Raw genomic sequence first — 25384 nt, 5'->3', positions numbered from 1 at the left:
CGGAGCGTCCGTGCTCCGAGCGCTCAGCGGCCTCCGAGCTCCGTCAGCAGCCCGTAGAGCACGCGGGCGGAGTCGCGCCACGAGTACGCGGCGGCCCTCTCGCGCGAGCGGCTCGACCGCTCCGCCCACACCGCGGGGTCCTCGAGCGAGCGGACCCCGTCGGCGATGGCCTTCGCGCTCGTCGGTTCCACGTAGACCGCGGCGTCGCCTCCGATCTCGCGGAAGATGGGGATGTCGCTCACCACGACCGGCGTCCCGAGCGCCATCGCCTCGACGAGCGGGATGCCGAAGCCCTCGTCCCGGCTCGCGGTGACCAGGGCGGTCGCGCGGGCGAGGACCGCCCGGTACTCGGCGTCGTCCGCGCCCTGGTGGAACACGAGCCTCGCCGTGGGCGCGAGCGACCGGAGGGTCTCCACCGTCTCCTCGCCCGCCCTGCTCATCAGGTGCAGTTCGTAGTCCGGCAGCAGCCGCATGGCGCGGGCCAGCGACTCGACGTTCTTGTAGGGCATGAACGAGCCCATGTAGACGAGCGATCGTGCGTCCGAGCGATCGGGCAGCGACGCCGCGAGAGCGGCGCTCGCCTCGTCGACCTCCCCCGCGGCGTTCGGCACGACCACCACGCGGCGGGTCGTCAGCCGGTGCTCGCGGATCAGCGCGCGCGTCGTCTCCGAGACGGTGACGACCGCGTCCGCCCGCTGCAGCAGCCGGCGCTGCGGCCACCAGGCCAGGTGGTAGAGCCGCCAGAGCGCCCGCACCGGGGCCGGCAGGTCGCGCGGAGGCGTGCGGTGGCGGTAGTAGATCAGGTCGTGGACCGTGAGCACGAGGCGGTAGCGGCGGCCGAGCGAGCCCATCGTCTGCATCGGCGAGAACACGACGTCCGGCTTCAGCCGGTTGACCAGCAGAGCGACGAACGGCTCGAACGGACCGGTCGGGCTCGTCACCTTCTCCCACGGCAGGGACGGCAGCATCGCGAGCTGCCGGCGGTCGCTGATCAGCATCGTGACGTCGTGCAGCCGCGCCAGTTCGCTCACGATCTCGGCCGTGTATCGGCTGATGCCGTCGTGGCGTCCGAGCCGCGTGTACCGGCAGTCCACGACGATCCTCATCGGTCGATCCCTTCGTCGAGCGCGCGGCGCAGCACGGCGGCCGCCTCGTCCGGAGTCTCGTAGTGGATCAGGTGGCCCACTCCGTCGATCACGTGCAGCCGTCCGTGCGGCAGTGCCTCGAGGAGCCGGTGCTGCGCGGGGAGCGGCGTGATGTCGTCCTGCGCCGCGGCGATCAGCTGCGTCGGCACCGTGATGTCCCGCGCGTACTCGCTCACGTCGTGCGAGACCGAGGCGCGGAACGCCTCCAGCACCGTGTCGCGCGAGGCGAAGGCGCTGAAGTAGCGGTCGTGCTGGTCGTGGACGAAGCGCCGCAGCACGGGATCCTTGGTCTTCACCATCGTCAGGCTCATCACGCGCACGATCCGCGGGTCGCGCAGCAGGGCGAAGCCGAGGGCGCGCGGCAGCACAGCGCCGAGGCGGTAGTAGAGCACTGCGAGCCGCGTGAGCACGCCGCGCGGGCCGGCCAGCGCGGGCGCCGCGATCGGGTTCACGAGCACCAGGAGGGGCGTCGGCAGCCCGCCCGCGACGGCGGCGGCCGCGACGATCGAGCCGAAGGAGTGGCCGAGCACGACCGCGCCGCCCCGCACGCCGAGCGCGTCGAGGAACTCGCCGAGCCAGGCGGCGTACCCCTCGACGTCGTGCGCGTGGGCGGTCATCGGCGGCGAGGCGCCGAAGCCGGGCAGATCGGGCGCGATCACGCGGACGTCCGCTCCCCCGGCCAGCAGCCGGGCGACGACGGGCTCGAGGCCGTGGTGCTCGCCGCGGAAGCCGTGCACGAGGACGAGGACGGTGCGAGCCGAGGCCGATCCGTACGTCCAGTACGCGGTGGGCGTCCCGGACACGCTCACGACACCCTCGATGATGGCGAGGCGTGCGAGGTCGTCCGCATAGGGTGAGGCAGTGGTCATGGCGTTCCCCATCGTAGGCACCGCCCGGTGAACTTCTCGCCGCAACGCCTTGCCTCACTCGATCCCAGCCGGGAGCATGAGGACGCGCTCGCACCGCGTCGCGCCGCCCGTCACCCTGACCGTCACCCGCTCAGGACGCAGCAGAAGGAGCACCGTGAGCTTCACGTCGCCGATCCAACTCCCAGGCCTCGCCCTCGACCCCCAGTGGTATCGCAGGGCGGTGTTCTACGAAGTGATGATCCGGACGTACGTCGACTCGAACGGGGACGGCGCCGGTGACATCAACGGACTCGCGTCGAAGCTCGACTACCTGCAGTGGCTCGGCATCGACGCCCTCTGGCTCCCGCCGTTCTACCTGTCGCCGCTGCGCGACGGCGGCTACGACGTCTCCGACTTCAAGGCGATCCTGCCCGAGTTCGGCACGATGGAGGACTTCCGCGACCTGGTGCGGAAGGCCCACGAGCGCAACATGCGCATCGTGATGGACTTCCCGCTGAACCACACCAGCGACCAGCACGAGTGGTTCCAGCAGTCGCGCTCCGACCCCGAGGGGCCCTACGGCGACTTCTACGTCTGGAACGACACCGACGACAAGTGGCCCGACATCCGCATCATCTTCGTCGACACCGAGGACTCGAACTGGGCGTTCGACTCCGAGCGCCGCCAGTTCTACTTCCACCGCTTCTTCTCGCACCAGCCCGACCTCAACTTCGAGAACCCGGCCGTGCACGAGGCGATCCACGACATCGTCAGGTTCTGGCTCGATCTCGGCGTCGACGGCATCCGGCTCGACGCGATCCCCTACCTCTACGAGTCCGACGAGGGCAACGGCGAGGGCGAGCCGCCCACGCACGACTTCATCAAGAACCTGCGCACGATGGTCGACCGCGACTACCCCGGCCGCATCCTCATCGCGGAGGCGAACCAGTGGCCGCGCGAGGTCGCCGCGTTCTTCGGCACGGAGGAGGAGCCGGAGTGCCACATGGCCTTCGACTTCCCCGTCATGCCGCGCATCTTCTACTCCCTGCGCGCCCAGACCGCGAACGAGCTCACGAAGGTGCTCTCCGAGACCTTCGACATCCCCTCCGGAGCCGCGTGGGGCGTCTTCCTCCGCAACCACGACGAGCTCACCCTCGAGATGGTCTCGGAGGAGTACCGGCAGGCGATGTACGGCTGGTACGCCTACGACCCGCGGATGCGCTCGAACATCGGCATCCGGCGCCGGCTCGCGCCGCTGCTCGACAACTCCCGCGCCGAGCTCGAGCTGATCAACGCGCTCCTGTTCTCCCTCGCCGGCAGCCCGTTCCTGTACTACGGCGACGAGATCGGGATGGGCGACAACATCTGGCTGAACGACCGCGACGCCTCCCGCACCCCCATGCAGTGGACGCCCGACCGCAACGCCGGATTCTCGGCGGCCGACCCCGGCAAGCTCGTGCAGCCCGTCGTGCAGTCGCTCGTCTACCACTACAACCAGGTCAACGTGGAGGCGCAGCTCGCCCAGTCGCGCTCGCTCCTGCACTGGATGCGCAACGTGCTGCACGTGCGGCGCGGTCACCCGGCCTTCGGCCTCGGCGGGATGCGGGTCCTCGAGACCGACCACGAGTCGGTGCTGGCCTTCGTCCGCGAGTACGCGGGCTCGGGCACCGCGATGGGCGACCAGCCGGAGGACGTGCTGTGCGTCTTCAGCTTCAACCACAACCCGGTCTCGGTGACGATCACGGACCCCGAGAACCCGGGGTCGGCCCTCTCCGACCTCTTCGGCGGCGGCCGCTTCCCCGGCTTCTCCGACGACGGGACGCTCACGATGACCCTCGGCACGCAGGGGTTCTTCTGGCTGCACGTCACCAAGGCGCCCGAGTCCCGCTGACGCGGGACGACAGCACGCCGCGGGGCCTCCTGGCGATGTCGGAGGCCCCGCCTAGTCTGATCGGGTGAGCATCACCGAGACAGGCACCGACGCGACGCTGTTCGACCTCGAGACGGAGGGCGAGCACGGCTCCCGGGCCGATCACGCCTCCGCCGTCGCCCTCGACCCCTCGTTCGGCCGCGCGCTCGGCTCGGTCGCCGCTCCCGATCCGGTGGCGCGCCGCTGGTTCGACGAGCTCGCCGTCTTCGACCTCGAGACCACCGGGATCGACGTGCGGACGAGCCGGATCGTCACCGCGCACGTCGGCGTGATCGACGCCTCGGGCACGCCCGTCGAAGCCACCACCTGGCTCGCCGACCCCGGGGTCGAGATCCCCGCGGGCGCCAGCGCCGTCCACGGCATCAGCACCGAGTACGCCCGCGAGCACGGGCGGCCGGCCGGCGAGGTCGTCGCCGAGATCTCGGAGGCGCTCCGCTCGCTCCTCGAGCGCGAGATCCCCGTGGTCGTCTACAACGCCCCCTACGATCTCTCGCTCCTCGCCCACGAGTCGCGCCGCTGGGGCGTCCCCGTGCTGCTCGACCCGAGCCCCGTCATCGATCCGCTGGTCATCGACAAGGCGGTCGACCGATACCGCAAGGGCAAGCGCACGCTGGTGCACGCCGCCGAGCACTACGGAGTCGCGCTCACGGACGCCCACGACGCGGGAGCCGACGCCGTCGCCGCCGGGCGGCTCGCCCAGGCCCTCGGCCGCACCTTCGCCGACGAGCTGGGCACCGACGCCCGCGCCCTGCACGCCCTCCAGATCGACTGGTGCCGCACCCAGGCCGAGTCCTTCCAGGAGTACATGCGCCGCGTCCGCGACGAGGCGTTCGTCGCCGACCGCGCGTGGCCCGTCCGCCACTGACCGCGTCCGGTCAGGTGAGCGTGCGTCCCTCCGCGAGGAGCGCGACGTACTCGGTGATGCGCTTCGCGCGCGACTCCGGGCGCTTCAGCTGCTGCAGCCGGAACAGGAAGGCGAACCGCTTCTGCCCGGTGACGGTCGCGAAGAACGCCTTCGCGGCCGGATCCGCATCGATCGCCTCCTGCAGATCGGCAGGCACCTCCGCGCCCTTCTGGCGGTAGGCGGCGTCCCACCGCCCGTCGGCCTTCGCCCGCTCGATCTCGGCGTGGCCGGCCGGGAGCATCCGCCCCGCGTCGATCAGACGGGCGACGTGCTCCTGGTTCACCTTCGACCAGGGGCTGGCTCGGCGTCTCGGCGTGAACGCCTGGAGGCTGAACTGCTCGTCGAACGCGCCGGCCTGCCCGTCGATCCAGCCGTGACAGAGCGCCACGTCGAGCGCCTCGGCGTAGGTGATCCCGGGATCGACCGCCGCCTTCTTGCGCATCTTCAGCCGCACGCCGCCCGGGTCCGGATCACCGCTGAGGTACGCGTCCCACTCCTCGGCGGTGACGAACGGCAGGATCGGCTTGTCGGCCCAGGACACCATGCCCGGACGCTACCGCACCCGCTCCCCCACCGGAACGCCCCGCCCCCGCACCTCGGGCTCGCAGGATCGCGTTCGGCTCGCGGACGACGCGGATCTCCGCGAGCCGAACCGGATTCGACGAGCCCGAGTTCTCCGCTGAGGATCCGGCCGAGAACCTTCGGCTCGCAGAACACGACTCGGCTCGCAGGATCCGCCGATCTCCACGAGCCGAACCGGATTCGACGAGCCCGAGTTCCGGTTCCGCATCCGTCCGAGCAGCTCCGGCTCGCAGAAGTGCGTTCGGCTCGTAGGACGCGGGACTTCCCGCGAGCCGAAGCGGTTCTGACGAGCCGAAACCCGCCGGTGCGCGTCGGGCAGCCGCACCGCACGACGAAGGGCCCCCGACCGTGAGGTCGAGGGCCCTTCGGAGGAGCGTCCTACTTGCCGAAGTTCTTGTAGCGGCTGTTGAACTTCTCGACGCGACCGGCCGAGTCCATGATGCGCTGCTTGCCCGTGTAGAACGGGTGCGAGGCGGACGAGATCTCGACGTCGATGACGGGGTACGTCACGCCGTCGAGCTCGATGGTCTTGCTGCTCTTCGCCGTCGAACGGGTGAGGAAGGTCTCACCGGACGCGAGGTCGCGGAAGACGATGGCCTCGTACACGGGGTGGATGTCGGTCTTCATGGTCGTTTCCTGTCGCTGAGTGGTCCTGAACCGCACCTGTCGTCGACGGGAACGGGTGGAAGGGTGGTGGGCGCGTCGCGGACGGGCCCGAACCAGCTACCAAAGCTACCAGATCATGTCCGGCCCGAGAAGGAGCGCCACGCAGCCCGGCTCTGCAGCGGGGCTCAGCGCGCTCGCGCCGAGAAGCGGCCGTTCTCGCGGCTGAGCGCGATGTCGAGGCCGAACGTCTCGGCGAGCGTCGCCTCGGTCAGAGCCTCGTCGAGAGGTCCCGCGGAGACGACGCGGCCGTCGCGCAGCAGGAGCGCGTGCGTGAAGCCGTCGGGGATCTCCTCGACGTGGTGCGTGACCATCACGATGGCCGGCGAGGCCGGGTCCTTCGCGAAGCCGCTGAGCAGCTGCACCAGCTCCTCGCGCGCACCGAGGTCGAGGCTCGCGGCCGGCTCGTCGAGCAGGAGCAGCTCCGGGTCCGTCATGATCGCGCGGGCGATCTGGACGCGCTTCTGCTCGCCGTCCGAGAGCGTGCCGAAGGTGCGGTCGGCGAGGTGGTCGAGCTTCCACTCGGCCAGGACGCGGCGCGCGCGGCGCTCGTCGATCTCGTCGTAGCCCTCGTTCCAGCGGCCGGTGACGGCGTAGGCGGCGGTCATCACGACATCGAGCACCGTCTCGCCCGCGGGCAGGCGGCGGGCCATCGCGGTCGAGGCGTAGCCGATCCGCGGGCGCAGCTCGAAGACGTCGACGCGGCCGAGGGTCTCCTCGAGGAGGTGGGCCTGCCCGGTCGACGGGTAGTTCTGCGCCGCCGCGATCTGGAGGATCGAGGTCTTCCCGGCACCGTTCGGCCCGAGGACGACCCAGCGGTCCTCCTCGGCGACGGCCCACTCGACGTGGTCGAGGATCCGCTTGCCGTTCCGGACGAAGGACACATCGACGAACGAGACAACGCTGGGCATGCGACCAATCCTAGGCGGAGGAGCGGAGCCGGTCAGACGAGCGACGCGTAGATCGCGCGGGTGTCCCGGGCGATCTGGGTCCAGCTGAAGTCGCTCTGCGCTCGTTCGCGGCCCGCCGCGCCCATCCGCTTGGCCGCCTCCGGGTCGGACACGACCTCGGCGAGGGCCTCGGCGAGGTCGGCCACGTAGCGGTCGGGGTCGACGGGCGTGCCTGTGCCGTCCGAGACCTGCTCGATCGGGACGAGCCGCCCGGTGACGCCGTCGACGACGACCTCGGGGATGCCTCCGGTGGCGGTGCCCACGACGGCGGCGCCGCACGCCATCGCCTCGAGGTTCACGATGCCGAGCGGCTCGTAGATCGACGGGCAGACGAACGTGGTGGCCGCGGTGAGCACGGCCGACAGCTGGTGGCGCGGGAGATGGCGGTCGATCCAGACGACGCCGGTGCGCTCCTCCTGCAGCCCGCGGACCAGGGCGGTGACCTCGGCCATGATCTCGGGGGTGTCGGGCGCGCCCGCGCAGAGCACCAGCTGGACCTCGGGGGGCAGCGTCGCCGCCGCGCGCAGGAGGTACGGGAGTCCCTTCTGGCGGGTGATTCGGCCGACGAAGACGACGGAGGGGCGCGACGGGTCGATGCCGAGCTCGTGCAGCACGGCCTCGTCGTCGACCGGGTGCCACGCGTCGAGGTCGATGCCGTTGTACACGACGTGCACCTTCGCGGGGTCCAGCGCGGGGTAGGAGCGCAGGATGTCGTTCCGCATGCCTCCCGAGACCGCGATGACCGCGTCGGCGCTCTCGTACGACTCCCGCTCGATCCAGCTCGACACGCGGTAGCCGCCGCCGAGCTGCTCGGCCTTCCACGGTCGCAGCGGCTCGAGGCTGTGCGCCGAGACCACGTGCGGGATACCGTGCAGCAGCTGCGAGAGCCGGCCGGCCGCATTGGCGTACCAGGTGTGGGAGTGGACCAGATCGGCACCGGCGGTGTCCTGCGCGATCTGCAGGTCGACCCCGAGGGTCTGCAGCGCGCCGTTCGCCTTCGCGAGCTCGGCGGGCACCGGGTACGCGAACGCCCCCGGTTCATCGCGCGGCGCACCGAAGCAGCGCACCACGACATCGATGTCGGTGCGCAGAGCCTTGGTGAGCTCGGCCACGTGCACACCGGCTCCCCCGTACACCTCGGGCGGATATTCCTTGGTCAGCAGATCGACTCGCACACCCGAACCGTAGTACAGCGCCGACTCGGCAGGACACCCGGTCCGCGCACGCGTTCTGCACCCCTACTGTTGAGCCATGCAGTCAAAGAAGATTTTCGGCATCGTCCTCGCCGGCGGCGAGGGCAAGCGGCTCATGCCCCTCACGGCCGACCGGGCGAAGCCCGCGGTGCCCTTCGGCGGGCAGTACCGTCTCATCGACTTCGCACTGTCGAACCTCATCAATTCCGGGCTCACCCAGATCGTCGTGCTGACCCAGTACAAGTCGCACTCCCTCGACCGCCACGTCTCGCAGACCTGGCGCCTGTCGGGGCTGCTCAACTCCTACGTCGCCTCGGTCCCCGCGCAGCAGCGGCTCGGCAAGCGCTGGTTCAGCGGCTCCGCCGACGCGATCCTGCAGAGCCTCAACCTGATCCGCGACGAGAAGCCCGACATCGTCGTCGTGGTCGGAGCCGATCACGTGTACCGCATGGACTTCTCGCAGATGATCGAGGCGCACATCAAGTCGGGCGCCAAGGCCACCGTCGCCGCGATCCGTCAGCCCATCGAGCTCGCCGACCAGTTCGGGGTCATCCAGCTCGCCGGCGACGAGGCCGGCGACGGCATCGTCCCCACCAAGATCGCCGAGTTCCTCGAGAAGCCCAAGGACGCGGTCGGCCTGGCCGACTCCCCGCACGAGGTGCTCGCCTCGATGGGCAACTACGTCTTCGACGCCGACGCCCTGATCGACGCGGTCATCCGCGACGGCGAGCTCTCCACCTCCGATCACGACATGGGCGGCGACATCATCCCCGACTTCGTCGCGCGCGGTGAGGCGGGCGTCTACGACCTCAAGCTCAACGAGGTCCCCGGTTCGACGGATCGCGACCGCTACTACTGGCGCGACGTGGGCACCATCGACTCGTTCTACGAGGCGCACCAGGACCTGATCTCGGCGCTCCCGGTCTTCAACCTCTACAACCAGCAGTGGCCGATCTTCTCGTCGCAGCTCAACTCGCCCCCGGCCAAGATCGTTCGCGACGGCAAGGGCAACATGGGCTCGACCGTCGACTCGGTCGTCTCGCTCGGCACCGTCATCTCGGGTGCGCACATCGAGCGCAGCGTCGTCGGCCCCTGGACGGTCATCGAGTCGAACGCGACCGTCGCCGACTCCGTGGTCTTCGACAAGGTGCGGATCGGCCCGGACGCCCTGGTGGTGCGCGCTATTCTCGACAAGGACGTCGTCGTCGAACCCGGTGCCCGTGTCGGAGTGGACCACGACCACGATCGCGAGCGCGGGTTCACCGTCACCGAGTCGGGCATCACCGTCGTCGGCAAGGGCGTCGTCGTCCGCCCGTAGCACCCCCGCGGGCCGCACAGACCCCTCGCGGGCCGCACGGTGTCTCCCGTGCACGCCGCGGACCGATCGATCGGACCGTCCATGAGTGAGCGTCCCACGACGCCTGCCCGCTTCCTCGTCGTCCTCGACGCCGACTCGACCCTCCTGCAGGACGAGGTGATCGAGCTCCTCGCCGCCCATGCCGGCTCCGAGGAGCGGGTGGCCGCGGTGACCGAGCGGGCCATGCGCGGCGAGATCGACTTCGGCGAGAGCCTCCGCGAGCGCGTGGCGACCCTCCGGGGCCTCGAGGCCGAGGTGTGCGCGGGCGTCAGCGACGCCGTGCGCGTCACTCCGGGTGTCGAGAACCTCATCGAGGGCGTCCACGCCGCGGGTGGGCGCATCGGAGTCGTCTCCGGTGGGTTCCACGAGATCCTGGATCCGGTCGCCGGCGGGCTCGGGCTCGACTTCGTCCGCGCGAACCGCCTCGCGAGCGCCGGCCGGCGTCTCACCGGCGACGTCGACGGCCCGATCATCGACGCGTCGGCGAAGGCCGCCGCGCTCCAGGAGTGGGCGGTGGAGTCGGGTGTCCCCCTCTGCCGGACCGTCGCGATCGGCGACGGTGCGAACGACCTCGAGATGATGGCCGTTGCGGCGCTGTCGGTCGCCTTCAACGCGAAGCCGGTGGTGCGCGAGCGCGCCGACCTCGTCGTCGACGGCCTCGACCTCAGCCAGCTGCTGCCCGTGCTGGGCCTGCGCGGCTGACGCTGACGCTCCCGGTCCGTCCTGGAGAGCCCCCGAGCGTCCCGAGCCGATCACCCGTGGTCACTCGAAGAGCATCGAGCTGATGACCGCCCGAGACGAGCTCTCGGCTCATCTTCCGGTGAGGATCAGTGGCCCATTCCGAGGCCGCCGTCGACCGGGATCACGGCGCCGGAGATGTAGTCGGCCTCCTCGCTCGCCAGCCACCGGGTCACGCGGGCGACCTCGGTCGCGGTGCCGTAGCGGGCGAGCGGGATGCTCGAGCGGTACTCGGCCTGCTGCTCGGCCGAGAGCTCGGCGGTCATGTCCGTCTCGATGAAGCCCGGGGCGACGACGTTCGCGGTGATGTTGCGGGCGCCCAGCTCGCGGGTCAGCGAGCGGGCGAAGCCGACCAGCGCCGCCTTCGACGAGGAGTAGTTGATCTGACCGGGCGAGCCGTACAGACCCACGACGCTCGAGATCAGGACGATGCGGCCGAAGCGCTTCTTCAGCATCCCCTTCGAGGCGCGCTTGACCACCCGGAAGGCGCCGGTGAGGTTCGTGTCGATCACCGAGGTGAAGTCCTCCTCCGTCATGCGGAGCAGCAGCATGTCGCGGGTGATCCCGGCGTTCGCGACGACGACCTCGACCGGGCCGAGCTCGGCCTCGATCTGCGTGAACGCGGCGTCGACGGAGGCGCTGTCGGTCACGTCGGCGACGACGGTCAGCGTGCCCTCGGGCCCCGATCCCGAGCGGGCGGTGACGGCGACGCGGTGACCGGCCGCCACGAACTCCTCGGCGATGGCGTAGCCGATCCCCCGGTTGCCTCCGGTGACGAGGACGGTGCGCGGCGTGGTCATGGTGTCCCTCCTGCCGGTGCGCAGATGGCGCCGGACGACCCGTACATCCTAGAGGCGCGGCGCGCAACAGATTCCGGGAAGCCGGCGCAGAAGCCTTCCGCCGTTCACGGAGACGTAGGCTTGCAGGGCTGTGAAACCTCGCGAATCGCTCACCACTCTCCCGCCGTCGCCGACCGATGCGCGGCACTCCCGCGTGATCAAGTACTCGATCGCGATGAGCATCAGGATGATCTGCGTGATCTGCCTGATCTTCGCGCAGGGCTGGTGGCTCGCGTTCTTCGCCGTCGGAGCGATCGTCCTGCCGTACTTCGCCGTCGTGCTCGCCAATGTCGGCGGCCTCGGCGAGAGCGGCACGGTGCAGCGGCCCGGCGCCGTCGTGCTCGCGCGTCCCGTGCCCTCCGCGGCGCCCGCTCCCGACGCCGGCGCTCCCCAGGGCGGCGAGCCGACCGGCGACCGGTCGTGATCCCGCTCGGGACCACTCCGCACGCGCAGACCTGCTCACGCGCGGGCTGCACCCGGGTCGCCAGCTGGGCCGTGGAGTGGCGGAACCCCCGCATCCACGCCGAGGACCGGCGGAAGACCTGGCTGGCCTGCGGCGAGCACCTCGACTACCTGCGCGAGTTCCTCGCCGCACGCGAGTTCCCGCTCGAGGTGACGCCGCTACAGACGATGGACCGGGGAGCGGCGCAGTGACCGGGGCCGGTGACGGCGCCTTCCCAGTGACGGGCCCTGTACCGTGACGGGCATGGTTCCCCGCGCGTCCTGGCGTTTCGCGTTCTCGCGCCGCTGGTTCGGCTATCTCGCCCTCACCGTGGTGTTCGCCGTCGCCTGCGTGCTCCTGTCGCGCTGGCAGGTGGGGCGGCTCGATGAGGCCGCGACCACCAACCGGCTCGTGACGGCCAACTGGACGGCGGATCCGGTCGCGCTCGACAGCCTCCTGGCGGCGGAGTCGCCGTGGGACGACGCCCTCGAGTACCGTCCGGTCGAGGTGACCGGTGTCTACGAGACCGACGACCAGACGCTGGTGCGCAACCGGCCCTACAACGGCAACCCGGGCTTCGAGATCCTGACCCCGCTGCGTCTCGACGACGGCAGCGTCTTCGTCGTCGACCGCGGCTGGGTCCCCGTCGGCTCCGAGCAGGACTCCCCCGATGTCATCCCCGCTCCCCCGGAGGGCGAGGTGACCGTCGTGGCGCGCCTGAAGCCGGGAGAGGGACGGATCGAGGGCCGCTCGGCGCCCGCCGGCCAGATCGCCACGATCCAGCTCGACGACCTCTCGGCACAGCTCGACGAGCCGCTGCGCACCTCCGCGTACGGGCTCCTCGTCGCCGAGTCGCCCGCGCCGGTCGACACCGCTCCGCTCGCCGCGCTCAAGCCTGTCGCCGACGAGGGGCTGCACATCAGCTACGCCATCCAGTGGGTGCTCTTCGCCCTGATGGGCTTCGGCGGACTCGGCTGGGCCGTCCGGCACGAGTACCGCCTCCGCAACGCCGACGACCCCGAGGTCATCGCCGCCGAGGAGCGGCGCGAGGAGCGCCGCCTGAAGCGCGGCCGCACCGACGCCGAGATCGAGGACGAGCTGCTCGACGCGCGGCGCTGACCGCCTCCGTCAGGCCAGCGTGATCAGGTCGAGGTAGTCGGTGGTCCAGTGGTCCTCCGTGCCCTCGGGCATGATCAGCACGCGCTCGGGGTTCAGCGCCTCGACGGCGCCCTCGTCGTGGCTGACGAGCACCACGGCGCCCTCGTAGTGCGCGAGCGCGTCGAGGATCTCGTCGCGGCTCGCCGGGTCGAGGTTGTTGGTCGGCTCGTCGAGCAGCAGCACGTTGGCTCCCGACACGACGATCATCGCCAGCGCGAGCCGGGTCTTCTCGCCACCCGACAGCACGCCGGCGGGCTTGTGCGAGTCGTCTCCGGTGAACAGGAACGAGCCCAGCACGCGGCGCGCCTCGGTCTCGGTCAGGTTCGGGCTCGCGGACACCATGTTCTCGAGCACCGAGCGCTTGACGTCGATCGTCTCGTGCTCCTGCGCGTAGTAGCCGATGCGGAGGCCGTGGCCGGCCTCGATCGAGCCGGTGTCGGGCTCGTCGACCCCGCCGAGGATCCGGAGCAGCGTCGTCTTGCCGGCACCGTTCAGCCCCAGGATGACCACCTTCGAGCCGCGGTCGATCGCGAGGTCGACCGCGGTGAAGATCTCGAGCGAGCCGTAGCTCTTCGAGAGGTTCTGCGCCTGCAGCGGCGTGCGTCCGCAGGCGGACGGGGTCGGGAAGCGGAGCTTCGCCACGCGGTCGACCGCGCGGACCTCCTCGAGCCCGCTGAGCATCCGCTCGGCGCGGGCGACCATCTGGTGCGCCGCCGCCGCCTTCGACGCCTTCGCGCCGAACTTGGCCGCCTGCAGCTGGAGCGCCCCGGCCTTCTTCTCGACGTTGACGCGCTCCTTCTTGCGGCGCTCCTCGTCGGCGGCGCGCTGGCGCTGGTAGTTCTTCCAGTTCATGTTGTAGACGTCGATGACCTGGCGATTCGCGTCGAGGTAGAAGACGCGGTTGACCGTCTCGCCGACGAGCTCGATGTCGTGGCTGATCACGATGAACCCGCCGCGGTAGCCCTTGAGGAACTCGCGGAGCCAGACGACGGAGTCGGCGTCGAGGTGGTTGGTCGGCTCGTCCAGGATGAGGGTGCTCGCGTCCGAGAAGAGGATGCGCGCGAGCTCGATGCGGCGGCGCTGACCACCCGAGAGGGTCTTCAGCGGCTGGTCGAGGATGCGGTCGGGCAGGTTGAGGTTGCTGGCGATCGACGCGGCCTCGGCCTCGGCCGCGTACCCGCCGAGCGAGAGGAAGCGGTCCGTCAGATTGCCGTACTTCTTCATCCCGGCCTCGCTGACCGCCGTGTCGGCGCTCGACATGGCGACCGTGGCCTCCTGCATGCCCAGCACCAGCTGGCCGAGGCCGCGGGCGTCGAGGATGCGCGTGCGCGCCAGCTCCTCGGGGTCGCCGGAGCGCGGGTCCTGCGGGAGGTAGCCGATCTCACCGCCGCGGTCGACGGAGCCCTTCGCCGCGATCAGGTCGCCGGCGAGCACCTTGGTCAGCGTCGTCTTCCCGGCTCCGTTGCGGCCGACGAGGCCGACCTTGTCGCCGTCGCCGACCCGGAAGGAGACGTTCTCCATCAGGAGTCGGGCGCCGACTCGGAGTTCGAGGTCGTGCACGCTGAGCACTGTGCTGTCCGTTCTCGCCAAGAAATGGCGGTCCGTTCGAGAGGTGTGGGGCAAGGAGCCGCGACGCGGCAGCCCCCTAGTATATTTCCTGAGCCGCGGGGTGGATCCACGTCCGCTACCCGCGGACGCGTTCGGTCCTCGCTCTCGGGCGACACGGTCTTGGGAGAACAGACATGTCCAACTACTCGCTCGCTCCGTCACGTCCGGTCCTCGCGGACCGCCTGTTCGCACGGTCGCTCGTCACCGACCTCGTGCTGGTCCTCGCCGGGGCCGGCCTGACGGCCGCCATGGCGCAGCTCTACATCCCGATGTGGCCCGTGCCGTTCACGGGGCAGACCTTCGCGGTCCTCCTGGTGGGCACGACCCTCGGGGCTCTCCGCGGCGCGCTGTCGATGCTCGTCTACGCACTGGTCGGAGCGCTCGGCGCCCCGGTCTTCACGGAGGCGTCCAGCGGCTGGTCGGTGATCGCCGGTCCGACCGGCGGCTACATCATCGGCTTCGTCCTGGCCGCGGTCGTCACCGGCTGGCTCGCCCAGCGCCAGTGGGACCGCCGTTTCGTCGGCACGCTGGTCACCTTCCTCGCCGGCACGGCCACGATCTACCTCGTCGGCCTCCCGTGGCTCGCGACCGCGCTCGCCTCGTTCGGCTACCCGTCCGACCTCGGCTCGGTGCTGAACGCCGGTCTCGTGCCGTTCCTCGTCGGCGACGCGCTCAAGGCCCTGGTCGCGGCGGCCCTGCTGCCCACCGGCTGGGCCCTGCTCTCGCGCCGTACGCGCTGACGCCGACCCGCACGACGAAGGGCCCGGAGGATGATCCTCCGGGCCCTTCGTCGTCGCGTGGCTAGATCGAGAAGCCGAGCGCGCGCATCATGTCGCGGCCGTCCTCGGTGATCCGCTCGGGACCCCACGGCGGCATCCAGACCCAGTTGATCCGGAAGGCCTCGACGATGCCGTCGAGCGACTCCGCGGTCTGCTCCTCGAGCACGTCGGTGAGCGGGCAGCCGGCGGAGGTGAGTGTCATGTGGATCACGAGCGCGTCGTTCTCGTCGTCCCAGCCGAGGTCGTAGATCAGGCCGAGATCGACGACATTGACCCCGAGCTCCGGGTCCATGACGTCCTTGAGCGCCTCCTCGACCTGGTCGAAGAGCTTGGGCTCGAGTGTCGTGACGGCCATGATCAGACCGTCGCGGGGGTGAGGAAACGGTCGTAGCCCTCGTCCTCGAGGCGGCTGGCGAGCTCCTTGCCGCCCTGCTCGGCCACGCGGCCGGCCACGAAGACGTGCACGAAGTCGGGCTCGATGTAGCGCAGGATCCGCGTGTAGTGCGTGATCAGCAGGACGCCGAGGCCGGTCGTCGCGTGGGCGCGGTTGACGCCCTCGGAGACGATCTTCAGCGCGTCGACGTCGAGACCGGAGTCGGTCTCGTCGAGAACGGCGAAGCGCGGGGCGAGCAGCTCGAGCTGGAGGATCTCGTTGCGCTTCTTCTCGCCGCCCGAGAAGCCCTCGTTGACGTTCCGCGACGCGAACGACGGGTCCATCTTGAGGTTCGTCATGGCGGCCTTGACGTCCTTGGTCCACGTTCGGATCGCGGGCGCCTCACCGTCGATCGCGGTCTTCGCGGTGCGGAGGAAGTTGGTGTTGGTCACACCGGGGATCTCGACGGGGTACTGCATCGCGAGGAAGAGTCCTGCGCGGGCGCGCTCGTCGACGCTCATGTCGAGCACCTCGACACCGTCGAGCGTGATGGAGCCGCCGTCGACGTGGTACTTGGGGTGACCGGCGATCGTGTACGCGAGGGTCGACTTGCCGGACCCGTTCGGGCCCATGATCGCGTGGATCTCGCCCTGGTTGATGGTGAGGTCGACACCGCGGAGGATCTGCTTGGTCCCCTGCTCGGTCTCGACACTGACGTGGAGATCGGTGATCTGGAGAACGGACATTCAGACTTCCTTCGTGACTGCGGGGTCGATGTACACGTCGCCGTCGATGATCTCGACGACGAAGACGGGGACCGGCTCGTAGGCCGGGAGGTTGAGGGGGACTCCGGTGCGGAGCGAGAACTGCGAGCCGTGCGCCCAGCACTCGAGGGTCTCGCCCTCGACGAAGCCCTCGGCCAGCGAGATCTCGCCGTGCGTGCAGGTGTCGCCGATGGCGTGGATGTCGCCGGCCGAGTCCTGGACGACGGCGATGGCGACGCCGTCGACCTCGACTCGGATGGCCTGGTTCGGGACCAGCTCGGAGACCGAGCAGATCATCGCGGCGTTGCTCATGCCGACGCCTCCGCCGAGTGCGAGCCGGTCTGGCCGGCGCTGCCGGCGAGCTCGGCCTCGATCGCGAGCTGGAGGCGGTCCTCGAGCTCGGCGACCTTGATCTGCTGCACGATCTCGCTGAGGAAGCCGCGGACGACGAGGCGGCGCGCCTCGTCCTCGGCGATGCCGCGCGACTGCAGGTAGAAGAGCTGCTCGTCGTCGAACCGGCCGGTCGCGGAGGCGTGGCCCGCGCCGGCGATGTCGCCGGTCTCGATCTCGAGGTTCGGGATCGAGTCGGCACGCGTGCCGTCCGAGAGCACCAGGTTGCGGTTCTGCTCGTAGCTGTCGGTCCCGGTGGCGCTGTTGCGGATGAGAACGTCGCCGATCCACACCGTGCGCGCGCCCTCGCCCTGCAGCGCGCCCTTGTAGGTGACACGGCTGCGGGTGTCGGGGGCGTCGTGGTCGACGTAGACCTGCTGCTCGAGGTGCTGGCCGCCGTCGGCGAAGTACAGGCCGAACAGCTCGCCGTCCGCACCGCGCTCGACGAGGTGCGCCGACGGGTTCACGCGCACGATCGAGCCGCCGAGGGTGACGACGATGTGCTTGACCTTGGCGTCGCGGCCCACGCGGAGGAAGTGGTTGGCGAGGTGGCGCGCCTCGTCGTCCCACTCCTGCAGGGTGACGACGGTGAGCTGCGCGCCCTCGCCGACGAGGATCTCGACGTTCTCGGCCAGCGTCGCCGCACCCTCGTTCTGGAGGACGACGACACCGCGCGCGTACGGAGCCGCCTCGATGATCGTGTGCGCGGCGCGCGGTGCGGAACCGAGGCCGGAGCGCACGATCGTGGCGACCTTCTCGTCCTCGCCGGTCACGCGGACGGCGAGGGCCTGCTCGAACCGCGACCAGGCGTTGGCGGCGGCACGGTCCTCGGGGAGGCCGGCGGTGCCGATCCGCTGGTCGTCGCGGCCCACCCACGAGACGTCGACGCCGTCAACGGGGGTCGTCTCGATCGGCGTGGCCGACCCGTCGAGCTCGCCGTCGATCAGATCGGCGAGTCGCGCGACGGGGGTCAGCTTCCAGGCGACCTCACGACCGGTGACGGCCTCGAAGGCGTCGACGTCGGTCGAGGCGAAGCGCTCGGAGCGCGTCTGCACGGGCGTGAAGGCGCCGTCCGAGTGGGCACGGATGCCCAGGCGCGCGGCGGCATCCGCACCGTCGACCTCGGAGGTCGTCGGGGCGGTCGTGGGGACCGTCATCAGGCGGTGGTTCCTTTCGAAGAGAGCGGGCCGGCCGCGAGGGCCGACCCGGGGACGGGGGCGGCGACGGTCATCCGACGCTGCCCTCCATCCCCATCTCGATGAGCTTGTTGAGCTCGAGGGCGTACTCCATCGGCAGCTCGCGGGCGATCGGCTCGATGAAGCCGCGGACGATCATGGCCATGGCCTCGTCCTCGGGCATCCCCCGGGACATCAGGTAGAAGAGCTGCTCCTCGCTGACCTTCGAGACGGTCGCCTCGTGGCCCAGCTGGACGTCGTCCACGCGGATGTCGATCGCGGGGTAGGTGTCCGATCGCGAGATCGTGTCGACCAGGAGCGCGTCGCAGCGCACGGTGTTCGCCGAGTGGTGCGCGTTGGCGTCCACCCGCACCTCACCGCGGTAGCCGGCGCGTCCACCGCCGCGGGCGATCGACTTGGAGACGATCGACGACTGCGTGTAGGGCGCCATGTGGATCATCTTCGCGCCGGCGTCCTGGTGCTGACCGGGACCCGCGAAGGCGACGGAGAGCGTCTCGCCCTTGGCGTGCTCGCCGACCAGGAAGATCGACGGGTACTTCATCGTCACCTTCGAGCCGATGTTGCCGTCGATCCACTCCATCGTCGCGCCCTCGTGTGCGACGGCGCGCTTGGTGACGAGGTTGTAGACGTTGTTCGACCAGTTCTGGATCGTCGTGTAGCGCACGCGGGCGTTCTTCTTCACGATGATCTCGACGACGGCCGAGTGCAGCGAGTCCGACTTGTAGATCGGCGCCGTGCAGCCCTCGATGTAGTGGACGTAGCTGCCCTCGTCGGCGATGATCAGCGTCCGCTCGAACTGGCCCATGTTCTCGGTGTTGATCCGGAAGTAGGCCTGGAGCGGGATGTCGACGTGCACGCCCTTGGGGACGTAGACGAACGAGCCGCCCGACCAGACGGCGGTGTTCAGCGCGGCGAACTTGTTGTCGCCCGCGGGGATGACCGTGCCGAAGTACTCCTGGAAGATCTCCGGGTGCTCGCGCAGCGCGGTGTCGGTGTCCATGAAGATGACGCCCTGCTCCTCCAGGTCCTCGCGGATCTGGTGGTAGACGACCTCGGACTCGTACTGCGCGGCGACGCCGCCGACCAGGCGCTGGCGCTCGGCCTCGGGGATGCCCAGGCGCTCGTACGTGTTCTTGATGTCGTCCGGGAGGTCGTCCCAGGTCTGGGCCTGCTTCTCGGTCGACCGGACGAAGTACTTGATGTTGTCGAAGTCGATCGCCGAGAGGTCGGCGCCCCATGTCGGCATGGGCTTGCGCTCGAACAGCGCGAGGGCCTTCATGCGGCGCTCGCGCATCCACGCGGGCTCGTTCTTGAGCGCGGAGATGTCGGAGACGACCTCGGGCGAGATGCCGCGGCGCGCGGACGCGCCTGCGGAGTCCGAGTCGGACCAGCCGAACTCGTAGACGCCGAGGCTCTCGAGCTCGGGACGGTCGATCAGGATGTCTGACATGTGTACCTCGTTTCCTACCCACTGCTAACCGGTCGGGCTCCGGAGTCATTCCCCCGGGTTCGACCCGCGAGGTGCATTCCGGCCGGTCACGCGATCGGATCGATGCGCGGTGCGGGTGATGTGCGTCCCTGGATGTCCTGAGGCGTGATGCGGCGCTCCGTCGGGCCATCGGTCCCGGCTCCCGCGGTGTGCGCGGAGGGCGCGTCCCGCGCCGAACCTGAACCAACTACTCATCTTACGGACGGGGCGCGCCGAGCGGAACCTCCGCACCTGGGTGTCGGCCGGGTAGGCCTCCGGCGTGGTCAGATGCGCATGGCCATACGAGTGTCGGTGGTCCGTGATGGAGTGCGGTCATGCCGAACGACGACAGGACCCGCCCACTCCCCCGACTGCTGATCGCCCTGGTGCGGCCGAGGCGCTCGGCCGACGCACCCGCCTTCGAGCTGCTCGCCGACGCGCTCGCCCACGAGCTGCCGGTGTCGGCGCTGCCGCTCGCGCTGCTGCGGCTCCGACGCCACCTCCGCGGGGACGGTCGCGCGCGACGGTGCTCAGTGCGCCGGCTGCAGCTCCTCGGCGGCACGGCGCCGCTGCGAGCCGACCGTGAAGAGCCTGGGATTGACGTCCAGCAGGACGCGGACGGCGCCCACCCAGACCAGGGCGGAGCCGAGTAGGTGGACGGCGACGAGCGCCTCCGGGAGGGCCAGGAGCGACTGCGCGACGCCGACGAGCGCCTGCAGCACCACGACGACCACGAAGGCCAGGACGCGACGGCGGGCGAGCTCGGAGCCGGGGGCGCGGCCGAGCAGCACGTACAGCACGACGCCCAGTACGAGCGAGGCCGTGCCGAGGACCCCGTGCACGACGGTGACGCTCTCCCAGTGGAACTGCATCCGCGGAACCTCGGCGGAGTCGCCCGCGTGCGGCCCCGTCCCGGTCACGAGCGTGCCGACGAGGATCACGAGGAGCGTCGCGACGACGAGCGCGATGCTCGTGCCCCGGGTGAGGGCGTCCGGCTCGAACGCCGTCGACTGCGACCGGTGCGCGCGGTGCCAGGTCAGCGAGGTCGTCGTGAGCAGGGCGATCGCCAGGACGAAGTGGCCGGCGACGATGTAGGGGTTCAGCCCCGAGTGCACGGTCGCACCGCCTGCGAGGGCGTTCGCCACCACGAGCCAGAACTGCGACCAGGCGAGGCGGGTCATCGTGCGGTCGCGCGGCTTCTGCAGCCGAGCGGCTGTGATCGCCCAGCCGACCGCGACGATCAGGACGCCCGTGAAGGCGCGGTTGGTGAACTCGATGAAGCCGTGGATCCCGAGCTCCGGCGTGGACGTCAGCGATCCCGCGTCGCACGCCGGCCAGGTCGGGCAGCCGAGGCCGGAGCCGGTCAGGCGCACCACTCCCCCGAAGAAGATGATGAGGATGCTGGCGACGAGCGCCGCGGTCGTGCCCCAGCGCAGCGCGCGCGGCGACAGGGTCACCCGCTCGGCGAGGAACGAGAACGGGGTCCTCATCAGAACGGCAGCAGCGGGTCGATGCCGACGGCCAGGAAGAGCAGGGTGAGGTACCCGATCGAGCCGTGGAACACGCGCATAGGCGAGACGTGCTCGTGACGGATCGCGAGGCTGTACAGGCGGTGCGTCTCGGCGATGAACCAGACGCCGCTCGCGAGCGCGACGACGCTGTAGAGCACGCCCATCCCGGCGACGGGGATCAGCAGGAGCGAGCACGCGACCGTCGCCCAGGCGTACAGGATGACCTGCAGGCCGACGATGGTGCGGCCCCGCACGACGGCCAGCATCGGCACGCCGGCGGCGCGGTAGTCGTCGCGGTACTTCATCGAGAGCGGCCAGTAGTGCGGCGGGGTCCAGAGGAAGATCACCGAGAAGAGGATGATCGGCGCCCAGTCGAGCGAGTTCGTGACCGCCGCCCAGCCGATCAGGACGGGCATGCAGCCCGCGATGCCGCCCCAGACGATGTTCTGCGGGGTCCGGCGCTTGAGGAAGAGCGTGTAGAAGACGACGTAGATGAGGATCGCGGCGAGCGAGAGCCCCGCGGAGAGCCAGTTGGCGGTGAGACCGAGCCAGACGATCGACAGCACGCCGATGGTGGTGGCGAACACGAGCGCCGCGCGGTCCGAGATCTCGCCCGTGACGAGCGGGCGGTTCTTCGTCCGGTTCATCACGCGATCGATGTCGCGGTCGAAGTAGCAGTTGAAGGCGCCGGCCGATCCGGCGCTCAGCGCGCCGCCGATCAGGACGTTCAGCACCAGCAGGAGGTTCGGGATGCCCCCCTGCGCCAGGATCATCGTCGGAGCGGTGACGACGAGGAGCAGCTCGATCACGCGCGGTTTCGTCAGCGAGACGAAGGCCTTCACCTTGCGCGAGAGGGACGACCGCGAAGGCCCGCCTCGCTCGACGGCGGTGGTCTCCACGACTAGGTCCATTGCTCCTCTAACGTTCGAACGATCCCGAACGAGTGTAATGCGCGGTGACCAGGAGGACGCCGCGAGTGCACGCTTGTCCAATCGATCGCCGACATATGCGATGCCGCAACCCCCGCGGGCGGGCGCACCCCCCTCGGTATGATCGGAGGTGCTCGCCAGAGCCCCCGGCACGCACCCCGGCGCATCCGACCGATCGGTCGCGACGCGCACCGGAGAGGGTCGTCGCCGGAGCATCGTGCCGATGTCGTCATGCGGCGTGCTCCACCATGCGAGAGGGCGGACGGTCCCCGTCTCCCCCACGTCTCGAGAAGGGTCAGTACCAAGTGTCAGAACTGCAATGGGAATCCATTGACGAGAAGGCAGTCGACACGGCGAGGGTCCTCGCCGCGGATGCGGTCGAGAAGGTCGGCAACGGCCATCCCGGAACCGCCATGAGCCTCGCGCCCGCCGCCTACCTCCTGTTCCAGAAGGTCATGCGCCGCGACCCGTCCGACGCCACCTGGATCGGACGCGACCGCTTCATCCTGTCGGTCGGCCACTCCTCGCTGACGCAGTACGTCCAGTTCTACCTGGGCGGCTACGGCCTCGAGCTCGACGACCTCAAGGCGCTGCGCACCTGGGGCTCGAAGACCCCGGGCCACCCCGAGTACGGCCACACCGACGGCGTCGAGATCACGACCGGCCCGCTCGGCCAGGGCCTCGCCTCCGCCGTGGGCTTCGCCTACGCCTCGCGCTTCGAGCGCGACCTGTTCGACCCCGAGGCCGCCGCCGGCGACTCGCCGTTCGACCACTTCGTCTACGTCATCGCCGGCGACGGCGACCTGCAGGAGGGCGTGACCAGCGAGGCCTCCTCGCTGGCCGGCCACCAGAAGCTCGGCAACCTCGTCGTCATCTACGACTCCAACCAGATCTCGATCGAGGACGACACCAACATCGCCTTCACCGAGGACGTCAAGGCCCGCTACGAGGCCTACGACTGGCAGGTGCAGGTCGTCGACTGGAAGAAGACCGGCGAGTACCACGAGGACGTCGCCGAGCTCCACGCCGCCATCGAGGCCGCCAAGGGCGAGACCGACAAGCCGTCGCTCATCATCCTGCGCACCATCATCGGCTGGCCGTCGCCGAAGAAGCAGAACACCGGCAAGATCCACGGCTCGGCGCTCGGCGCCGACGAGCTGCGCGGCCTCAAGGAGGTGCTCGGCTTCGACCCCGAGAAGACCTTCGACGTCGCCGACGAGGTCATCGAGCACACCCGCAAGGCCGTCGAGCGCGGCCAGGCGGCGCACGCCGAGTGGAACGAGCAGTTCGACGCGTGGGCGAGCGCCAACCCCGACAAGAAGGTCCTCCTCGACCGCGTCCTCAGCGGCGAGCTCCCCGAGGGCGTCCAGGAGGCGCTGCCGGTCTTCGAGCCCGGCAAGGAGGTCTCGACCCGCGCCGCGTCCGGCAAGGTCATCAACGCCCTCGCCGGCGTCGTGCCCGAGCTCTGGGGCGGCTCCGCCGACCTCGCCGAGTCGAACAACACGACGATCGAGGGAGCGGGCTCCTTCGTCCCGACGGAGTTCTCGACGCACGAGTGGACCGGCAAGAAGGGCGGCCGCGTGCTGCACTTCGGCATCCGCGAGCACGCCATGGGCGCGATCCTCAACGGCATCGTCCTGCACGGCAACACCCGCCCCTTCGGCGGCACGTTCCTGATCTTCTCCGACTACATGCGCCCGGCTGTCCGTCTCGCCGCGCTCATGAAGGCGCCGGCGATCTACGTCTGGACGCACGACTCCGTCGCCCTCGGCGAGGACGGCCCGACGCACCAGCCGGTCGAGCAGCTGGCCGCCCTGCGCGCGATCCCGGGACTGGACATCGTCCGCCCCGGCGACGCGAACGAGGTCGCCTACGCCTGGAAGACCATCCTGGAGCGCCGTGAGGGACCGGCCGGTCTGGCGCTCACCCGTCAGAACATCCCGGTGTTCGAGCGCGGCGAGGGCGAGGCCGAGGGCGAGACCTTCGCTCACGCCTCGAACGTCGCCCGCGGCGCGTACATCCTGGCCGAGGCCCCGAACGGCACCCCGGACGTCATCTTCATCGCCACCGGCTCCGAGCTGCAGATCGCCGTCGAGGCGCGCGAGCTGCTGAAGGGCGAGGGCGTCAACGCCCGCGTCGTCTCGGCTCCCTCGCTCGAGTGGTTCGAGGAGCAGGACGCGGAGTACCGCGAGAAGGTGCTCCCCTCCTCCGTGAAGGCGCGCGTGTCGATCGAGGCCGGACTGAGCCTCGGCTGGCAGAAGTACGTCGGCGACGCCGGCCGCTCGGTCTCCATCGAGCACTTCGGCGCCTCCGCCGACTACAAGACCCTGTTCCGCGAGTTCGGGATCACCACCGACGCGGCCCTCACCGCCGCGAAGGAGTCGATCGAGGCTTCCTGACCCCGAAGGCCGCGTCCACCACGGACGCGGCCTTCGCCGTCAGCCCGACGACTCCCCCCGCTACCCGTTCCACCTACGCACGAAGAAGAAGAGACATGACTGAGAACACCCCCACCGCAGAGCTCTCCGCCGCCGGCGTCAGCATCTGGCTCGACGACCTGTCGCGCTCGCGCATCTCCTCCGGAGGACTGCAGAAGCTGATCGACGAGAAGAACGTCGTCGGAGTCACCACCAACCCCACGATCTTCGCCGCGGCCCTCGCGAACGGCGAGTCCTACGACGCCCAGGTGCGCGAGCTCGCCGCCTCCGGCGCCTCGGTGACCGACGCCGTCTTCGAGATCACGACCGACGACGTCGCCGCCGCGTCCGACATCTTCCGCCCGATCTACGACGCGTCCCACGGCTACGACGGCCGCGTCTCGATCGAGGTCGAGCCGGGCCTCGCGCACGACGCGCAGGGCACCATCGAGCAGGCCAAGGCCCTCTGGGCCAAGGTCGACCGCCCCAACGCGATGATCAAGATCCCCGCGACCGTCGAGGGCCTCGAGGCGATCACCGAGGTCATCGGCTCCGGCATCTCGGTCAACGTGACCCTGATCTTCTCGCTCGCCCGCTACCGCGCGGTCATCAACGCGTACCTCGCCGGCCTCGAGAAGGCCAAGGAGGCCGGCATCGACCTGTCGACCATCCACTCCGTCGCCTCGTTCTTCGTCTCGCGCGTCGACACCGAGATCGACAAGCGCCTCGAGGCCGTCGGCACCGACGAGGCCCGCGCGCTCAAGAGCAAGTCGGGCGTCGCCAACGCGCAGCTCGCCTACGAGGTCTTCGTCGAGGCGTTCGCCACCGAGCGCGCGCTCCTGCTGCAGGAGTCGGGCGCGAACCGCCAGCGCCCGCTGTGGGCCTCGACCGGCGTCAAGTCGACCGACCTCCCCGACACCCTCTACGTGACCGAGCTCGTCGCGGCCGGCGTCGTCAACACGATGCCCGAGAAGACCCTCGAGGCGACCTTCGACCACGGCGAGATCACCGGCGACACCGTCACCGGCTCCTACGCCGACGCGAACGCCGTCCTCGACGCCGTGGCCGCGCAGGGCGTCTCGTACGCCGACGTCACCGAGCTGCTCGAGAAGGAGGGCGTCGAGAAGTTCATCGTCTCCTGGAACGAGCTGCTCGACACCGTCACCGCCGCGCTCGAGGGCGCGAAGGCGCAGGCCTGAG

25 protein-coding genes are annotated in these 25384 nt (G+C 70.1%); 10 read left to right on the top strand and 15 right to left on the bottom strand.

The genetic code is table 11. The features are described from left to right. Nucleotides 1-23: 23 nt before the first annotated feature. Both GSU68_RS08645 and GSU68_RS08640 read right to left on the bottom strand, forming a co-directional pair. Entirely contained in the window at nt 24-1106 is a 1083-nt protein-coding gene (locus GSU68_RS08645) for a glycosyltransferase family 1 protein (RefSeq protein ID WP_159907294.1), read from the bottom strand. Beyond that, nucleotides 1103-2014, bottom strand: a complete 912-nt coding sequence (locus GSU68_RS08640) for an alpha/beta hydrolase (RefSeq protein WP_159907292.1) — start codon at nt 2012-2014, stop codon at nt 1103-1105. The genes GSU68_RS08645 and GSU68_RS08640 overlap by 4 nt, the downstream gene beginning before the upstream one ends. A 154-nt stretch (nt 2015-2168) precedes the next feature. Between GSU68_RS08640 and treS the strand changes: the two genes are divergently transcribed. Both treS and GSU68_RS08630 read left to right on the top strand, forming a co-directional pair. Continuing rightward, nucleotides 2169-3884 carry a maltose alpha-D-glucosyltransferase gene (gene treS, locus GSU68_RS08635; RefSeq protein ID WP_159907290.1) on the top strand — a complete coding sequence of 572 codons (1716 nt, stop codon included), beginning with the start codon at nt 2169-2171 and terminating at the stop codon, nt 3882-3884. Between the two features lie 211 nt (nt 3885-4095). After that, complete coding sequence (locus GSU68_RS08630; protein ID WP_159910209.1) at nt 4096-4788, top strand: 3'-5' exonuclease; 693 nt, start codon at nt 4096-4098, stop codon at nt 4786-4788. Nucleotides 4789-4798: 10 nt separating this feature from the next. Here the strand turns inward: GSU68_RS08630 and GSU68_RS08625 are convergent, their stop codons facing one another. The 4 genes from GSU68_RS08625 to glgA all read right to left on the bottom strand — a co-directional run bounded on the left by GSU68_RS08625 (nt 4799) and on the right by glgA (nt 8197). Further along, nucleotides 4799-5371, bottom strand: a complete 573-nt coding sequence (locus GSU68_RS08625) for a YdeI/OmpD-associated family protein (RefSeq protein WP_159907288.1) — start codon at nt 5369-5371, stop codon at nt 4799-4801. 416 nt (nt 5372-5787) lie between these two features. Further along, entirely contained in the window at nt 5788-6036 is a 249-nt protein-coding gene (locus GSU68_RS08620; protein ID WP_056042757.1) for a type B 50S ribosomal protein L31, read from the bottom strand. A gap of 164 nt (nt 6037-6200) precedes the next feature. Next, nucleotides 6201-6983, bottom strand: a complete 783-nt coding sequence (locus GSU68_RS08615; RefSeq protein ID WP_159907286.1) for an ABC transporter ATP-binding protein — start codon at nt 6981-6983, stop codon at nt 6201-6203. A 32-nt stretch (nt 6984-7015) separates the two neighbouring features. Continuing rightward, on the bottom strand, nt 7016-8197 hold the full coding sequence (gene glgA / locus GSU68_RS08610) for a glycogen synthase (protein WP_159907284.1): 1182 nt from the start codon (nt 8195-8197) through the stop codon (nt 7016-7018). A 76-nt stretch (nt 8198-8273) separates the two neighbouring features. Here glgA and GSU68_RS08605 point away from each other — a divergent pair, with 76 nt between their 5' ends. Beyond that, entirely contained in the window at nt 8274-9533 is a 1260-nt protein-coding gene (locus tag GSU68_RS08605; RefSeq protein WP_159907282.1) for a glucose-1-phosphate adenylyltransferase, read from the top strand. Between the two features lie 81 nt (nt 9534-9614). Continuing rightward, nucleotides 9615-10274, top strand: a complete 660-nt coding sequence (gene serB / locus GSU68_RS08600; protein WP_159907280.1) for a phosphoserine phosphatase SerB — start codon at nt 9615-9617, stop codon at nt 10272-10274. Nucleotides 10275-10399: 125 nt separating this feature from the next. On the opposite strand, the gene GSU68_RS08595 is transcribed toward serB, so the two are convergent. Next, on the bottom strand, nt 10400-11110 hold the full coding sequence (locus tag GSU68_RS08595) for a beta-ketoacyl-ACP reductase (RefSeq protein ID WP_159907278.1): 711 nt from the start codon (nt 11108-11110) through the stop codon (nt 10400-10402). Nucleotides 11111-11240: 130 nt separating this feature from the next. On the opposite strand from GSU68_RS08595, the gene GSU68_RS08590 reads away from it, so the two are divergent. The 3 genes from GSU68_RS08590 to GSU68_RS08580 are packed head-to-tail and all read left to right on the top strand — an operon-like array spanning nt 11241 to nt 12710. After that, nucleotides 11241-11573 (top strand): DUF3099 domain-containing protein, encoded by a 333-nt coding sequence (locus GSU68_RS08590; protein ID WP_159907276.1) that lies wholly within the window; start codon nt 11241-11243, stop codon nt 11571-11573. Next, nucleotides 11573-11803, top strand: coding sequence for a hypothetical protein (locus GSU68_RS08585; protein WP_159910208.1), 231 nt, complete (start codon nt 11573-11575; stop codon nt 11801-11803). The genes GSU68_RS08590 and GSU68_RS08585 overlap by 1 nt, the downstream gene beginning before the upstream one ends. Before the next feature lie 52 nt (nt 11804-11855). Next, nucleotides 11856-12710, top strand: a complete 855-nt coding sequence (locus tag GSU68_RS08580; RefSeq protein ID WP_159907274.1) for an SURF1 family protein — start codon at nt 11856-11858, stop codon at nt 12708-12710. 9 nt (nt 12711-12719) lie between these two features. On the opposite strand, the gene GSU68_RS08575 is transcribed toward GSU68_RS08580, so the two are convergent. After that, nucleotides 12720-14318: an ABC-F family ATP-binding cassette domain-containing protein gene (locus tag GSU68_RS08575; protein ID WP_159907272.1), complete on the bottom strand. Its 1599-nt coding sequence runs from the start codon at nt 14316-14318 to the stop codon at nt 12720-12722. 173 nt (nt 14319-14491) lie between these two features. On the opposite strand from GSU68_RS08575, the gene GSU68_RS08570 reads away from it, so the two are divergent. Continuing rightward, nucleotides 14492-15097, top strand: a complete 606-nt coding sequence (locus GSU68_RS08570; RefSeq protein ID WP_159907270.1) for a biotin transporter BioY — start codon at nt 14492-14494, stop codon at nt 15095-15097. A 61-nt stretch (nt 15098-15158) separates the two neighbouring features. Here the strand turns inward: GSU68_RS08570 and GSU68_RS08565 are convergent, their stop codons facing one another. From GSU68_RS08565 to GSU68_RS08535, 7 genes are all read right to left on the bottom strand, one after another. Beyond that, complete coding sequence (locus GSU68_RS08565) at nt 15159-15491, bottom strand: metal-sulfur cluster assembly factor (RefSeq protein ID WP_068207993.1); 333 nt, start codon at nt 15489-15491, stop codon at nt 15159-15161. 2 nt (nt 15492-15493) lie between these two features. After that, nucleotides 15494-16255 (bottom strand): Fe-S cluster assembly ATPase SufC, encoded by a 762-nt coding sequence (gene sufC, locus GSU68_RS08560; RefSeq protein ID WP_159907268.1) that lies wholly within the window; start codon nt 16253-16255, stop codon nt 15494-15496. Next, the gene (locus GSU68_RS08555; protein ID WP_208544671.1) at nt 16256-16585 is read right to left on the bottom strand and encodes a non-heme iron oxygenase ferredoxin subunit; all 330 of its coding nucleotides are present in this window, start codon (nt 16583-16585) and stop codon (nt 16256-16258) included. Further along, entirely contained in the window at nt 16582-17820 is a 1239-nt protein-coding gene (gene sufD / locus GSU68_RS08550) for a Fe-S cluster assembly protein SufD (protein WP_159907266.1), read from the bottom strand. Before sufD ends, GSU68_RS08555 begins: the two co-directional genes overlap by 4 nt. Nucleotides 17821-17890: 70 nt before the next feature. Continuing rightward, entirely contained in the window at nt 17891-19309 is a 1419-nt protein-coding gene (gene sufB, locus GSU68_RS08545; RefSeq protein WP_159907264.1) for a Fe-S cluster assembly protein SufB, read from the bottom strand. Between the two features lie 548 nt (nt 19310-19857). Next, on the bottom strand, nt 19858-20817 hold the full coding sequence (locus tag GSU68_RS08540; protein WP_159907262.1) for a COX15/CtaA family protein: 960 nt from the start codon (nt 20815-20817) through the stop codon (nt 19858-19860). Then, the gene (locus GSU68_RS08535) at nt 20817-21749 is read right to left on the bottom strand and encodes a heme o synthase (protein WP_159907260.1); all 933 of its coding nucleotides are present in this window, start codon (nt 21747-21749) and stop codon (nt 20817-20819) included. The genes GSU68_RS08540 and GSU68_RS08535 overlap by 1 nt, the downstream gene beginning before the upstream one ends. A 323-nt stretch (nt 21750-22072) precedes the next feature. Between GSU68_RS08535 and tkt the strand changes: the two genes are divergently transcribed. Together tkt and tal are read left to right on the top strand one after the other, a co-directional pair. Next, the gene (tkt, locus tag GSU68_RS08530) at nt 22073-24166 is read left to right on the top strand and encodes a transketolase (protein ID WP_159907258.1); all 2094 of its coding nucleotides are present in this window, start codon (nt 22073-22075) and stop codon (nt 24164-24166) included. Between the two features lie 95 nt (nt 24167-24261). Then, a complete protein-coding gene (gene tal / locus GSU68_RS08525) occupies nt 24262-25383 on the top strand; it encodes a transaldolase (RefSeq protein WP_159907256.1) in 1122 nt (373 codons plus the stop codon). The last annotated feature ends 1 nt before the right edge of the window (nt 25384 follow it).

This window comes from Rathayibacter sp. VKM Ac-2759 (assembly GCF_009834225.1).
Lineage (GTDB): Bacteria > Actinomycetota > Actinomycetes > Actinomycetales > Microbacteriaceae > Rathayibacter.
Note: the sequence above shows the minus strand (reverse complement) of the source record. Positions and strands in the feature narration are given on the sequence as shown.